This is a genomic window from Arthrobacter sp. GCM10027362 (assembly GCF_042679445.1).
Taxonomy (GTDB): domain Bacteria; phylum Actinomycetota; class Actinomycetes; order Actinomycetales; family Micrococcaceae; genus Crystallibacter.
Window position 1 is genome coordinate 1 of record NZ_JBHTML010000121.1, and the last position, 13,077, is coordinate 13,077.

General features: G+C 65.3%; 11 protein-coding genes and 1 pseudogene. 5 read left to right on the top strand and 7 right to left on the bottom strand.

Annotated elements, in window-relative coordinates:
- Window positions 1-232: 232 nt before the first annotated feature.
- Window positions 233-493, top strand: coding sequence for a GlsB/YeaQ/YmgE family stress response membrane protein (locus ACFQ36_RS15495; RefSeq protein ID WP_377015127.1), 261 nt, complete (start codon window positions 233-235; stop codon window positions 491-493).
- A gap of 440 nt (window positions 494-933) precedes the next feature.
- On the opposite strand, the gene ACFQ36_RS15500 is transcribed toward ACFQ36_RS15495, so the two are convergent.
- Both ACFQ36_RS15500 and ACFQ36_RS15505 read right to left on the bottom strand, forming a co-directional pair.
- Window positions 934-2,625, bottom strand: a complete 1,692-nt coding sequence (locus tag ACFQ36_RS15500; protein ID WP_377015129.1) for an FAD-dependent oxidoreductase — start codon at window positions 2,623-2,625, stop codon at window positions 934-936.
- Window positions 2,626-2,673: 48 nt separating this feature from the next.
- The gene (locus ACFQ36_RS15505; RefSeq protein WP_377015131.1) at window positions 2,674-3,999 is read right to left on the bottom strand and encodes an MFS transporter; all 1,326 of its coding nucleotides are present in this window, start codon (window positions 3,997-3,999) and stop codon (window positions 2,674-2,676) included.
- A 125-nt stretch (window positions 4,000-4,124) separates the two neighbouring features.
- On the opposite strand from ACFQ36_RS15505, the gene ACFQ36_RS15510 reads away from it, so the two are divergent.
- Window positions 4,125-5,078, top strand: a complete 954-nt coding sequence (locus ACFQ36_RS15510; protein WP_377015133.1) for a LysR family transcriptional regulator — start codon at window positions 4,125-4,127, stop codon at window positions 5,076-5,078.
- 191 nt (window positions 5,079-5,269) lie between these two features.
- Here the strand turns inward: ACFQ36_RS15510 and ACFQ36_RS15515 are convergent, their stop codons facing one another.
- From ACFQ36_RS15515 to ACFQ36_RS15525, 3 genes are all read right to left on the bottom strand, one after another.
- The gene (locus ACFQ36_RS15515) at window positions 5,270-6,172 is read right to left on the bottom strand and encodes an amidohydrolase family protein (protein ID WP_377015135.1); all 903 of its coding nucleotides are present in this window, start codon (window positions 6,170-6,172) and stop codon (window positions 5,270-5,272) included.
- Window positions 6,173-6,321: 149 nt separating this feature from the next.
- Window positions 6,322-6,684, bottom strand: coding sequence for a hypothetical protein (locus tag ACFQ36_RS15520; protein WP_377015136.1), 363 nt, complete (start codon window positions 6,682-6,684; stop codon window positions 6,322-6,324).
- Window positions 6,685-7,035: 351 nt separating this feature from the next.
- The gene (locus ACFQ36_RS15525; protein ID WP_377015138.1) at window positions 7,036-8,238 is read right to left on the bottom strand and encodes a PucR family transcriptional regulator; all 1,203 of its coding nucleotides are present in this window, start codon (window positions 8,236-8,238) and stop codon (window positions 7,036-7,038) included.
- A 98-nt stretch (window positions 8,239-8,336) separates the two neighbouring features.
- Here ACFQ36_RS15525 and ACFQ36_RS15530 point away from each other — a divergent pair, with 98 nt between their 5' ends.
- The 3 genes from ACFQ36_RS15530 (at window position 8,337) to ACFQ36_RS15540 (ending at window position 11,185) form a co-directional block, all read left to right on the top strand.
- Window positions 8,337-9,434 carry a ferredoxin reductase gene (locus ACFQ36_RS15530; protein ID WP_377015140.1) on the top strand — a complete coding sequence of 366 codons (1,098 nt, stop codon included), beginning with the start codon at window positions 8,337-8,339 and terminating at the stop codon, window positions 9,432-9,434.
- Window positions 9,435-9,448: 14 nt separating this feature from the next.
- Window positions 9,449-10,738 (top strand): fatty acid desaturase family protein, encoded by a 1,290-nt coding sequence (locus tag ACFQ36_RS15535; protein WP_377015142.1) that lies wholly within the window; start codon window positions 9,449-9,451, stop codon window positions 10,736-10,738.
- A gap of 126 nt (window positions 10,739-10,864) precedes the next feature.
- A complete protein-coding gene (locus ACFQ36_RS15540; protein ID WP_377015144.1) occupies window positions 10,865-11,185 on the top strand; it encodes a hypothetical protein in 321 nt (106 codons plus the stop codon).
- Between the two features lie 239 nt (window positions 11,186-11,424).
- Here ACFQ36_RS15540 and ACFQ36_RS15545 read toward each other — a convergent pair.
- Both ACFQ36_RS15545 and ACFQ36_RS15550 read right to left on the bottom strand, forming a co-directional pair.
- Window positions 11,425-11,796: pseudogene (locus ACFQ36_RS15545) on the bottom strand (cytochrome ubiquinol oxidase subunit I); the annotation flags it as partial.
- A gap of 750 nt (window positions 11,797-12,546) precedes the next feature.
- Window positions 12,547-12,747 (bottom strand): stress protein, encoded by a 201-nt coding sequence (locus tag ACFQ36_RS15550; RefSeq protein ID WP_377015146.1) that lies wholly within the window; start codon window positions 12,745-12,747, stop codon window positions 12,547-12,549.
- Window positions 12,748-13,077 lie beyond the last annotated feature (330 nt).

Below are 13,077 nucleotides of genomic sequence, written 5' to 3' on the forward strand. Positions count from 1 at the left end.
ACAGGAAAGCATGCTTGGCAGTCGCAGGCCAAGCCCTGGGGCACATTCCGGGACCCTCAAGGCAAAATCAAGACGGCGCGAAGATCTCGGCAGGATCGACCGGCAGGAAACGGAACGCCGGACGGCGTGAGGCCAGGGCCCGCGGAAAAGGGGCCCGGCGGGAACCGCCCGCATTGCCACCCCTTGCTAAGTATGCTTATGGTTGCGCTGGAACACTCATTAGGAGGCAAACATGATTGGTTTCATCATCGCCGGGCTCGTCATCGGGGTGCTTGCCCGTCTGATCAAACCCGGCAGGCAGAACCTCAGCTTCGTGGCGACCCTGCTGCTGGGACTGGCCGGGTCGGTGATTGGCGGGCTGATCGCAAACCTGCTGGGCACCGGCGACATCTTTGAGCTGAACATCATCGGATTCATCGTGGCCGTCGTAGCAGCAGTGCTTCTGATCGGCGTGGCCGAAGGCGTGTCCGGCCGCCGCGGCGTTCGACGCTAGGGCCTGGAGCAGGCCGGGGGCCTTCAGTAAACGCAGCCCGCTGGGAAACAGGGACGGTGCGCCGGCACTTGGTTCGGCGCACCGTCCCTGTTTCCCAAATGATGCTCTAATCATCGGACGCCGGTTGGCGGCCCGGGTCGTTCCGCCGCTCTCGCGTGCCGTCTGTCCGCCAGAGCTTTGCCGACGGATTATGGCGCGCACTTCATTCAAGCCGACGGAGACACCTTGTCCTGTGCCGTGGCAGCAACCGACACCCTGCACCGCGCCTTGTACACATTGCGTCTTCGTACCCGCTCCGGGCCCCCGACCAACGCCCTGTCGAAGCCAGAGACACGCCATGACCATCCGGCACGTGAAGCGTCCCAGGACGAATACATGGCTGGACTTGGGGCCTGAAAGCCGCTGTTCGAGAGGCGGACTGGCCCCTGTTCTTGGAGGCGTTATGCCAAGGCGGCTACCGGCGCGTGCGATGAGTAGACTGCATTGGCAGCAGAGGGGTTGCCACGCAGGAGCTCCACCAAATTCCCTGCATTAGCCGGTGCCTCATCACTGCGCCACACCACGTGCTGGTCCTCGCGGACCAACGTGAAGCGGTGGTTGTACTCGGGCGCGGCCGACTTTGAGTCCACGCAGAGGACCTTGACCGGGACATTGGCCCCGCCGGCAGCGTCGAGGAACTCGGCGGCGCCGTCCTCGCCGTCCAGGACGATGAGGGTGTAATAAGGGCCCAGTTCGTCATAGAGGGATATCCCGTCGGAGAGCCAGAAGTGGGGTGCCCGGCAGCCGGGGACGGTAGAGGGTGTATATTCGCCCATGGAGTAGGCAGGTGCAGCCTCACCGTCATAGGAAATGATGGGCGAGGCGGTGTATGAGTAACCGAAGTTCAGGCCTGCTGCCGCGAACTGCTGGACGTTCAGGTCGTAGGCGGCGGCGCCGAGGTCCTCGCGTGCCTTGTGCCCCTGCGGGGTTGCCTCTTCGATCTCGGCGGGGATGTCGGCTTGGGCAATCTTGCGCTGGTGCGACATTGCGAACCTTGAGACCTGTTCCGTGATGGGGAGCCGTTCGGCTTCGTAAGCGTCCAGGATCCCTGAATCGGCCCAGCCGCCCAGGTAAGCGCCAAGGACCCAGGTGAGGTTCAGGACGTCGGCGATGCCGGCGTTCATCCCATAGCCGGCGTACGGGACCCAGAGGTGGCAGGCATCGCCGGCAATGAAAACGTTGTTGTTGCGGAACCTATCCGCAACAAGCCGTCGGGCAACCCAGTCCTCCTTGGAAAGGGTCTCGTATTCGAAGGACGCGTCGACGCCTAGGATGGTGCGGATCGCCCAGTCGCGGTCCACGGAATCAGCGGCGGCTTCCTCCTGGGTCAGGTAGTTGTGGACGAGGAAGACCTCCTCGCCGTCAATGGCATAGACATGGCCGTTGCGGCGCGGGTTGAACGTGTAGTACCCCCAGGCCTTCTCCCCACCCATGAGTCCATAGAGGTCCCTGGCCCGGATGCAGGTCGATTGGACGTTGGACAGGACGGCATCGCCGGACAGTTTGGCACCGATCTGCTTGCGGACGGCGGAGCGGCCGCCGTCCGCACCGATGAGGAAGCGGCCCCGGACCGTGCGCCGCTGGCGGCCGTCGTTGTTAGTGATGGTCGCCTCGACTCCGGAGGCGTCTTGGGTGAAGCCGGTGTAGGTGGTCTCGTTGAGCAGGGTCACGTTCGGCAGGGCCGCCACATGCTCCATCAGGATCGGCTCCAGGAACTTCTGGTTTATCCGGTGCGGCGGTTCGGGCGTCGCCCACGAGGTGTCAGGCCCGAGCTTCGACGTGTAGCGAAAGGCGCGGGCGGGGATTGGGATACGGGTGATTTCCTGGCCGGTCAATGTGGTGCGAAAGGCCACATCCTGTGGGTACTCGGCGGGCAGCCCGGCGTTTCGGATCTTGTGGGCGAAGCCAAGCCGCCGAAAGCGTTCCATCGTGCGGGCCGAGACATGGTTGCATTTGACGTTTGGGGCCTCCAGGAAGGCCCGCTGTTCGATGACCACGGTTCTGATACCCCGGGCGTCCAGGTCGGCCGCGGCGGTGAGCCCAACCGGGCCGGCCCCGACGATGACGATGTCTGTCTCGATGATTTGTTCCACGGATGCTCCGTTTTACTTGTTCTTGTGTTGGCAGGGTGCGTTGTGGTTTCAGATCTCGGCCAGGTTCCGGCGGCGCCCCTCGCTGGCGATGAGCACGCCGATCAGGCAGATGGCCAGCACGCCGATCCAGACGCCGCCGAGAAGCATGAGACCGCCGCCTGTGGCCACGAGCGCCGAGGCGATGACGGGGGTGAATCCGGCGCCGATCGCGGACGCGCCCTGGAAGCAGACGGAGGAGCCGGTGAAACGCACGGCGGTGGGGAACAGTTCGGCGAGGAAGGAGGCAAGCGGGCCGAGGATGATCCCCTGGATGCCTTGGCCGACCATGACGGCGACGGTGAACCCGGCGACGGTGCCGCTGTCGACAAGCAACAGGAGGGGGTAGGCGAAAAGGATAGCGGCTCCGATTCCGGCCATGATGACCGGGCGGCGACCGAACCGGTCGCACAGTCGGGCGCTGAGCATGGTCATCAGGAACAGGGCGATGGCGGCGAGGGCCTTGGCGTTCAGCACGCCTGTGCGCTCAGCACCCTGTGTGACTGCGTAGCTCACTGCCCAGACGCTGGCGATGCCCGAGATGGTCAGTTGGCTCATGGCCACGAGCGTGCCCAAGGCCAGATTCTTCGGGTGGCGGGCGAAGACCTCGATGATCGGGATGCGGCGCTTCTCGGCCTCGGCATCAAACTTCTGGAACAGGGGGCTTTCCACGACCTTGAGACGGACGAACAAACCAATGGTGACCAGGACGATGCTCAGCAGGAACGGGACGCGCCAGCCCCAGGCCAAAAACTGATCCTCGGGCAACAGGGTCGCCAGCGACAACGCCCCCGCGGCGAGCAACGAACCGGCCGGGGCACCGAGATTCGCAAATGAGGCGGCGAAACCGCGCTTGCCGCCCGGGGCGTGCTCAAGGGCGATGAGCATCGCCCCGCCCCACTCGCCGCCGACGGCCAGGCCCTGGACGATGCGCAGGCAGACCAGCAGGACGGGCGCGGCCGCGCCGATCTGGGCGGCTGTGGGCAGCAGACCGATCACCGTTGTGGCGATGCCCATCATCAGCATGGAAACCACCAGAACACCTTTACGGCCGAGTCGATCCCCGAAGTGGCCGAACACGACTCCGCCCAGCGGGCGGGCAACATACCCGGCCGCCAGGGTACCGAAGGAAGCGAACGTCGCCAGTGCCGGTGGCAGGTCGGCGAAGAATACCTGGGAGAAAACCACAGCCGCCGCAGTGGCATAGAGCATGAAATCGTAGAACTCGATGGCACTGCCCAGGAAACTGGAGGCCAGAATACGCCGCATCTGGGGGCTGTTCAGGCTGGCCTGCTCCTGAAGCGGGGCTTCGGTCTGTGGTCTTGCTGAGGCGCTCATCCTTGAGCCTTCCTTGTGATTGATCCAGCGGACATGTGCGTCATACGGACGCGACTATAACTATGACCGCGCATAGTAGTTTCAACAATCACAATTAGTTGTACAGCTTCTTTACAATATCTAAAGTGAGCGAATTCACCCTAAGACAACTGGAGCTCTTCGTCGCCGTCGTAGAAGAGGGCTCCGTAACCGATGCCGCGCGCCGCCTGCGGGTCTCCCCCGGCGGCGTGTCTTTGGCCCTAACGCAGCTGGAGTCAGCGTTGAAAGTGCAGCTGACCCTCCGCCAACGAGGACGAGGAGTGGCGGTAACGCCGGCCGGCAGGTGGGTCTACGACGAGGCCCGAGCAGTTTTGGCTGGAACACACGGCATCAAGTCCGTAGCAGAAGTAATCCGGGGCGAGCTGACCGGCCCCCTAATGATCGGATGCTTTACCACCCTCTCGCCGTGGTTTTTCCCCCGCATCGCCGCGCATTTCGCCCACCAGCACCCCGGAGTTGACATCCAGCTCCACGAAGGCGCCTCCGGGGAACTACAGGAACGCCTCAAGGAAGGGGAGCTCGACGCCGCCCTGCTCTACGCCAACCACCTCCAGACCGGTATCACCGGCGTCGACATTGTTCCTGTCCGCCTCCAACTGGCCTTCGCCCCCTCCCACCGGCTAGCCGCCCTGGATGAAGTCCCGCTCCGCGAACTTGAAAACGAAGATGCCATCCTCCTGGGCATGCAGCCCTCCACGGGCCATGTCGAAGACATCCTCAGGGCAGCCGGCCTGCACCCGAACGTGAAGTGGCGAAGCACAAACGTCGAAACCATCCGCTCCATGGTCGCTCGCGGCCTCGGCTACACCATCATCATGGGCCGCCCCTACGGCGACTACACCTACGACGGCCTGCCCCTGGCCTACCGTCGCATTGCAGACGATGTACCCGACAATGCCGTCGTCGTGGCCTACCCGGAAGGCACCACGCCAACAGCCAAGGTCCGGACTCTCGTTGCCTTCTGCCGCGCCGAATTCGGCACAGAGGGACCACAGGTACGAACCGGAAAACGAAGCAACCTGGGAATGGGAGAACTTTGAGCCGCAACGTCGTGGCGCCAAAGGTCGACCTGCGTGCCGTTTCCGGCTCTGTTCAATCCTCGCGCAAGCCGGTAAAGCCGATGCTGCCCAGAACTCGTTTCCGTCCCCTTTGACCGTCCTTCAACGGACACTCCCGCGCACGAGCTCGGACCCGGCGTCCATCTAGCGTTAGGGGGCAGGGACACGGGCGGCTAGGGCAACTGTCCGATCCTCAGGAGTTTCTTCGGGGTGTGCCAGAGGACATTCTTCATCCATTGGCTTCCGAGTCCCCAGCCTTCGAGTACCTGAATCTGGTGGCTGTAGGAGTAGGGAATCGAAGGAAAATCGGTGCCGAAGACCACTTTGTGCGACAGCCCGGCAAGCGTGTCCTGATAGCCCGGCGGGATCGGGGCGACCTGTTCCATGTATGAGGTGCCAACCATAGTGGTATCGAGGTAGACGTGCGGGTGGTGTGCTGCAAGTTCGGCAAACTCCCGGTACTCCGGCAAGCCGGCGTGCGCGATGATGAGGACCAGCGAGGGGTACCTTTTGATGAGTTCGCGTATGGGCCCAGGTCCGGTGTGTTCTCCACGGTGCGGACCGTTGCCACAGTGGATGACTACCGGCGTGCCGGACTCCTCGATGATCCCCCAGGCGGGTGCAAGCTGCGGGTCCAGGGGTGAGAATCCTCCCACCTGGATGTGTACCTTGAAGATCCGGGCGCCTTGTTGCAGGCTGTGCGCGACGGTTTTCTCCACGCCCGGCTCCGGATAGAAAGTAGCAGAGTGGATTGCGTCGGCATGGGTAGAGGCGAATGCTGTTGAATAGTCGTTGAGCCACTGCGCCATGCCGGGGCGGTGCGCATAGTTCAGCGTGGTGAATGCCTTCACTCCCGCATCCCGAAGCGTTCGCACTCGTTCTTCTTCGGAGTCCCGGTAGGTGATGGGCCAGGCGGGGGCCCCGCTGTCTGCAACCCGGTCAAAGAACGCCCACACCTTCTCCAGCACATTGTCAGGCATGAAATGCACGTGCAGATCAATAATCCCCGGCAAGCCCAGCGAGTCGAGGTATGGGCGGATCTCGGCATCCGAACGCGGCACGGGGGGTACAGCCAAGACGAATCTCCTATGTTCGCTTTTCAGCGGCGGACGGGTCGGTCGAAATCGAAGAACAGGCAGCCCCAAGACAACGTCGTCCGGCCGTTAGCGGCAACCAGATACCGGTGTGCTCCCTCGTCAGGAGCCGCCTACCGTCCCGGTGGTCGTCATTCGGTGATGACGGGTGCGACCGTGCCGCGGGCGAGCCGTACGAACTGGTCGAAGGTCAGGGACATCCCGGTGCGGGGTGTGCCCGCGGACATCCAGATCACATCATAGTCCGGAGGGCTTCGTCGACGACGGCGGGCAGCCGGGCGGGGTGGCCGGCCCGGTGCGGCGGCACGCAGATCCCGCCCGTAACAGCGCTTATTGCCGGCTATGCGCCGGTCACGGCCGTCGTGGCCGCGGGAGTAGGCCCGCTGGTCCAGACTGCACGGCTCGCGCTCGCTGTCCTCACCATCGCAGGTGCGGCCTACGTCATCTACCTCGGCGTCGGTGCCCTCCGGAGTCCCCGAGACCTCGAGAGCCATGGCTTGCCAAGTGCCAACGCCCCGCGTGAATCGTCACCAGACTCGCCGGAGGCACAACGGTCGCCGTCGGCATCGTCCTCCTCGCAGGGCATCCTTTGTCATGGGGTTGACCGGGTATCAGCATCATCGTGCCGGAGGCGGGACTCAAATCGGCTTCTCGTCCCTGCAGACCCTGGCATCCCCGGAAATCTGCCAGGTCCCGGGGCGTCCGCCCGATATCCCCGACAGCACGGCTGCGGCAGTGTGGACAACGTCCACGCCTTCATTTGCTCCCGGGCCTCCGGCCATCATCGTCGGCCTCGTTATCATCGGTAAAAGCGAGAAAGCAAGGTGCACACCGGGTACCGTCCCTTAGCGCCGACCCGCGTGCAGTACCAGTTCCAGTTCGAACCGGGCTTGCGGGTCCTCCAGTTCCGTGCCAAAGAGTTCGCGCAGTTGTGCGACCCGGTAGCCGACGGTCTGGACGTGGATGCCAAGCTCGGCGGCCATGGAGGCGCGCTGGCCCCAGTGCCGCAGCCACGAGAGCAGTGTCCGCGCCAGCTTCTCGCGCTGCGCCGGACGCAGCCTCTGCAGCGGGGCCAGCCTGCGCTGTGCCAGTTCGGCGACGGCGGTGGGTTCGATACCGAGGATGATCTGATCCAGATGATCGTGTGCCCAGACTGGCGGATCGTCCGGATTTTCCCGGGAAGGCATGACCGCGGCAGCGAGCACGGCCAGCCGCAGTGACTCCGGCACCTGCTGCCACCCGCCGGCCGGCCCGACCGAGGCAGACCGGCCGCGCAGTGCCTTCTCCAGATGATCCTGGACCGCCTTGGACTGCCGTGCCGGAACCAAGGCAACAACATCGGTTTCGCGTTCGACCACCAGGGCCCCCGGCCCTAGCTGCAGCCGCAGGCCGTCCGCGCGGTCCAGCGGCAGCGTCACGACCGCCAGCCTGGCCGGCAGCACCCAGTCCGCCATGGAGGCGGCCTGGCGCAGGGCCGCCTCGTCGGCCTGCCCGTGCAGCAGCAGCTCCAGCAGCTCGGTACGGCGCCGCTCCACCGCCCCGGCCCGCTCGGACCGTTCAAACGCGTAGGCCTCGGCGCTGACGGCGGAGAGCTCGTCGATGTAGGCGAGGATTGATTCGCCCAGGTTCACCACGACGCTCAAGCCAAGGTTCTGCTCCAAGGAGATCCTGGATAACTCGCGGAAGGTTACCCGGGCGCCCATGCGGTACGCGCTCAGCAATGCGTCCATGCTCCGGCCCTGCCGGAATTCGCCGCTGCCCAGGCCTGCCACCAATTGCCGGTTTTCCTCGGACAACGCCGGCAGCCGGGTGCCCGGCAGCTGGAGGAAACGGTCCAGTGCCACCGCCACGCCGCTGCGCAAACCGCGCCCGAACCGTCCCTCGATCGGCCGCGCATAGGCAGGCACGGTTTGCGGAACGGTGGCGATGATTGCCTCCACAATGCCGGGCATCATCGGCCGCAGGACATCGACAATTTCCCGCGGCAATGCCAGCCACGGGGGATCGGAGGCCCGGGTCAGCGCCTGGTTGTTCGGCACGGGATTCATCCAAGGTCCCTTAAGTTGTCTTGGCACGATAGTTTTGCGGCTGGGATCGTATGCATCGTTAGGAGAAATCTGGCTCGGCCCGTCATAAGGTTGATCATATGCTCCGGCACTTTAAGCTGGCACGTGCCGCATCTGTTCTGACCACTCCCCTGGCTCCCGAAGACTTCCTGTCCCTGTTCAATCCGGTATTCTCGGCCCGCCAGTTGCGCGGCGTGGTCACCCGGGTGCTTTCCGAGACCGCCGATTCGGCAACCATTTTCTTCCGCCCGGGCCGCGGCTGGCAGGCCCACCGGGCAGGCCAGTGGGCCCGCATCGGCGTGGAGCTGGACGGGGTGCGCCATTGGCGCTCGTATTCGCTCAGTGCAGCCGCCGGCCGGGACCCGGCGATCACCGTGACGGACGTCGGCTCGGTGTCCGGCTACCTGGTGCGCAACACCCGGCCCGGCGACGTGTTGTTCCTGGCACCCCCGCAGGGCGAATTCGTCCTGCCCGAACAGCCCCGGCCGCTGCTGATGCTCACCGCCGGCAGCGGCATCACCCCGGTCATGTCGATGATCCGCACCCTGGTGCCGCGCCGCCGGGATGCGGATGTGGTGCTCATCCACTCCAGCCGCACCCCGGAACGGAGCATCTTCCATGAGGAACTGTGCGAGCTTGCCGATCAGTTCCCCAACCTGCGCGTGGCGCAGTGGTTTACCGCAGCACGGGGCCGGCTGGACCTAGCCTCTGCCGCGGAGCTTGACGGGCTCTGCCCTGACTGGCGCCGGCGGGCGGCCTACGCTTGCGGGCCGGAGGGCTTCCTCGACGACGCCGGGGCGCTCTGGGCTGCCGAGGCGATGGTTGCCGAAGCCGGGGATACGGCAACTGCAGGGCAGGCCGGTTCAGGCAGCTTGACCATCGAGCGTTTCAACACCGGTCTTGGCGCCGGTGCGGGACAGGACGGCGGGCTGGTCACCTTCGAAGCCTCGGACCGCGAAGTGGAGGCGGACGGCAACACCCCGCTGCTCGACGTCGGTGAAGATGCCGGCGTCCTGATGCCCAGCGGCTGTCGGATGGGCATCTGCCACAGCTGCCTGGTGCCACTGCGGGCCGGTCGGATACGCGACCTGCGCACGGGCGAGATCCGGGACGAACCCGGCCAACTGATCCAGCCATGTATTTCGGCAGCAGCCGGACCTGTGAACCTAGACCTCTGAGGAGAACCCGCCGTATGGCACACATTCCCAGCCGGGCACCGGCCACTTCAGGAACGGCGGCCGCAGCCGCCGGGCCCCGGCCGGGGGCGCTCGCCGCCTCGGGCCACCCGCTGGTCCGGCCGCCTGCGGCCGCCCACCTGTCGGACGAGCAGGTGGCCGAACTCGGCCGTGAGCTGGACGCCATCCGCGACGAGGTCCTCGCCCAGCGAGGCGCCGCCGATGCCGCCTACATCCGCCGGATCATCAAGATACAGCGCGTGCTCGAGATCACCGGCCGCGCCGCGCTCCTGGCCGGGCGGAACAGGGCCGCGTGGGGGGCCGGCATCACGCTCCTCAGCGTCGCGAAGATCCTGGAGAACATGGAAATCGGGCACAATGTGCTGCACGGCCAGTGGGACTGGATGCGGGACCCGGACATTCATTCCACGACCTGGGAATGGGACTTTGTCACCCCGGCCCGCTCCTGGCAGCACACCCACAACGACCTGCACCACCGCTGGACCAACGTCGTAGGCAAGGACCGCGACGTGGGATACAACCTGCTGCGCATGGACCCGGACCAGCCGTGGAAGCCTTTCAACCTGGGCAACCCGCTGTACAACGCGCTGCTGGCCCCCGTGTTCGAATGGGGCATCGCCATTTACGACCTGGAGCTTGACGAATTCCGGCAAGGCAGGAAATCCAAAGCCGCGCTCGTCAAGGACCTTAAGGCGATGGGCCGGAAGGCCGCCAAGCAGTTCATCAAGGACTATGCGGCAACCCCCGCGCTGGCCCTGCTGACCGGGTCCGGCCAACAGGCCCTCTACGGGACGCTGGCAGCCAACGCGATACGCAACGTCTGGGCGCACGCGGTGATTTTCTGCGGGCACTTCCCGGAGGGAACGGACACCTTCACCGAGGAAATGGTCGACGGTGAGACGCGCGGAGACTGGTACGTGCGCCAGATGATCGGCTCCGCCAACATTTCCGGTTCCAGACTAATGCACCTGATGACCGGCAACCTGTCCCACCAAATAGAGCACCACCTGTTTCCGGACCTGCCATCCAGCCGCTACGCCGAGATCGCCCCCAAGATACGCGAAATCTGCAGCCGTTATCGACTGCCCTACAACTCCGGGGCCCTGCCGAAGCAGGTCGTGTCCGCCTGGGCAAAAGTCTTCAGGCTCGCGCTGCCGGCGAAGTCTTCCGGGTCCGGGAGCCCCGCCAGGGGTCTATCACACCATTTCGGCTCAATGCTCGCGTTCCTCACACAACGTGCCGGCGAATGCACCGACAGCATCACCAACCCGACAGTGCGGGTTTGACCGAGGAGCTCCATAAGTGCTGCCGGGAATCCGGCTGTATACGGGGGCTTGGCCGGTGGACCTTCCTAGGTGGCTTGGTCTTCGCGGCCTATGGTGATCGTATAAGGGCCATCAGAAGGGAACTCAATGTTTAGCCTGCGGATAGAACATGCCGTCAAAGACTTCCGAATGTGGATGCACGCGTTCGACAGGGATGTGCTGAACCGCGGCGCGTCGGGGGTTAGGTCGTACAAGATCTCCCGGCCCCTGGATGAGAAGAACCACGCGATCCTGGAGCTTGATTTCGACACGGAGGAGGCCGCCGCAGAATTTCTGCTGCGGCTGCAAAATGATCTGTGGAAGACCAACCTCATGTCACAGGCTTTGGCCGGACCTCCCAGCACCACAATCATCGAGACCGTTGCCCTGGAAACACTGGCCGATCCCTCGTCCCAGGGGTCCCGGTAGATCTTCCGGGCAGATCCCGCCCTCAAGTGCCCGGACCGGCTCCGGGTACTTGTCCGCGAACCGGCGCAGCCTCCGGTAGCCCGCGTCGCTGACCGGCACACGGACAGCGGCGAGCCGGTGCCCGGAGCGGTCGACTGCCACCGCAGTCCGGCTTTGGCGCGTTGAACCACTTCACCGTGCCTGTTGTCATAAACCGTTGCAGCTCTCCGGGTTGGCGTTGCCCAAAGGTGCCCGAAGGGTCAGGGTTCCTCCCTGTCGGCCGGGCCGAGCAGTTGGGCTGCCGGGGCCGGGGTCGTCGGGGTGTGGCGCGGGGCCAGCTCCGGGTGGTGCAGGTCCAGGGCCGGGCGCTCGGAGCGGATGCGCGGCAGCGAGGTGAAGTTGTGCCGCGGCGGCGGGCAGGAGGTGGCCCATTCCAGCGATCCGCCGAAGCCCCAGGGGTCGTCGACCTCGACCTTCCTGCCGCTGCGCCAGGTGATGTACACGTTCCAGAAGAACGGGATCAGCGAGGCGCCCGGGACGAAGGAGGAAATGGTGGAGAACTGGTTCATCGCGGTGAAGTTGTCCTCGGGCAGGTAGTCCGCGTAGCGGCGCGGCATGCCGATCACCCCAACCAGGCGGAGGGAACCTCCCCGCTGGCAACCGTACGCCTGATTTGGTTTCCCCGGAAGAGGGGGTGGCAGGAGCCCGGCCGGGAAGCGGACCAGGAGCCCTTCCTGGCAATCCGCTTCCGCAGCCGGCCTCCTTCAGGCATCCGCCCGGCCCTGGACAAGCAGCGGTACCGGCTGCCACGCCCCCCGGAACAGTGCTCCGGCCGCATCGCAAGACGGGACATGCAGGACACCGGAGAGGGACACCGGGACCTGCCTGGAGCCTCAGGGACGGGACAACCCTCGTCAACCACGGTTGCAGGACACGTACGGCGGCCGAGGCCGGCCCGGGCTGTGCGCGGAGGCAGGATTCGCGCAGATGGGACGGCCGATCAGCAGGCGCCTTTGTCAAAGCCGGCCGCCGGTGCGGAGCCGGCAGGGGCTCCTGCACCGGACGGGCAGCGGTGATCCCGGTCCGTGGAGGTACCGGCCGGAGAACGGTCGGAAGGGCTCCAGCCGGAGGGCAGCCTGTCGGGGCCCTTTCATCTTCTGGACTTGCCGGGCCACCGGTAGCAGCGGGTTGCCCCGGCAAGCAGGGAGAGTCTGCCACCGGGGAGGACAGGGGACAAGGCCTCCCCCAGGGCCGTCCCAGACCGCCGGATCCCGGCAATGACAGAGGAAGGAGCCGGTGCCGGGATTGGATGCTTAAACGCTGCCGGCGTTTAAAAAGCGGAGAGGAGGGACTCCCTCCTCTCCGCCTGCCGCCAGCAGTGTTCAGCTGCCGCTGCGGCTGTTTTCCCCGCCGCGTGCCTTGGCCTCGGCCGGCTGGGCCTCGGCACCCTTCCGGCCGGCCTCACTCGGATCGGCGCTGTTTTCGCTGCCGAAACTGCCGCTGCTGGCCTGGCCGCCCTTTCGGGCCTGCTCCTCGGTGTCGTTCCGGTTTCCGAACTGTCCGGGATTGTTCTGGTCTGCCATCACGTTCTCCTTTCATTTCGACTGCGTCCCCAACATAGGCAGAAACCGAATTAGTAAGCAAACTTGCTATCTGCGTGTCCGCAGGTATCCGAGGTGAAGCCGCCGCGGAGGCAGCAATCTCTGGCCGGCCGTGACGCGATCCCCGGATAATGAATGCCCAGCTTCGCCGGGTCCACGCCGGGTTCACGGACGACGGAGGAGGCGGGACTCTGCATGCCGCCTTCGGTCACGGTCCGTGCCTCCGGCACTGAACCAGGTTTCCGGGTCAGGACGATGCGGATGCCTGCCGGACGGCGCCGAAGCCCCTTTGCTTCATCGCGCCGCGCAGCT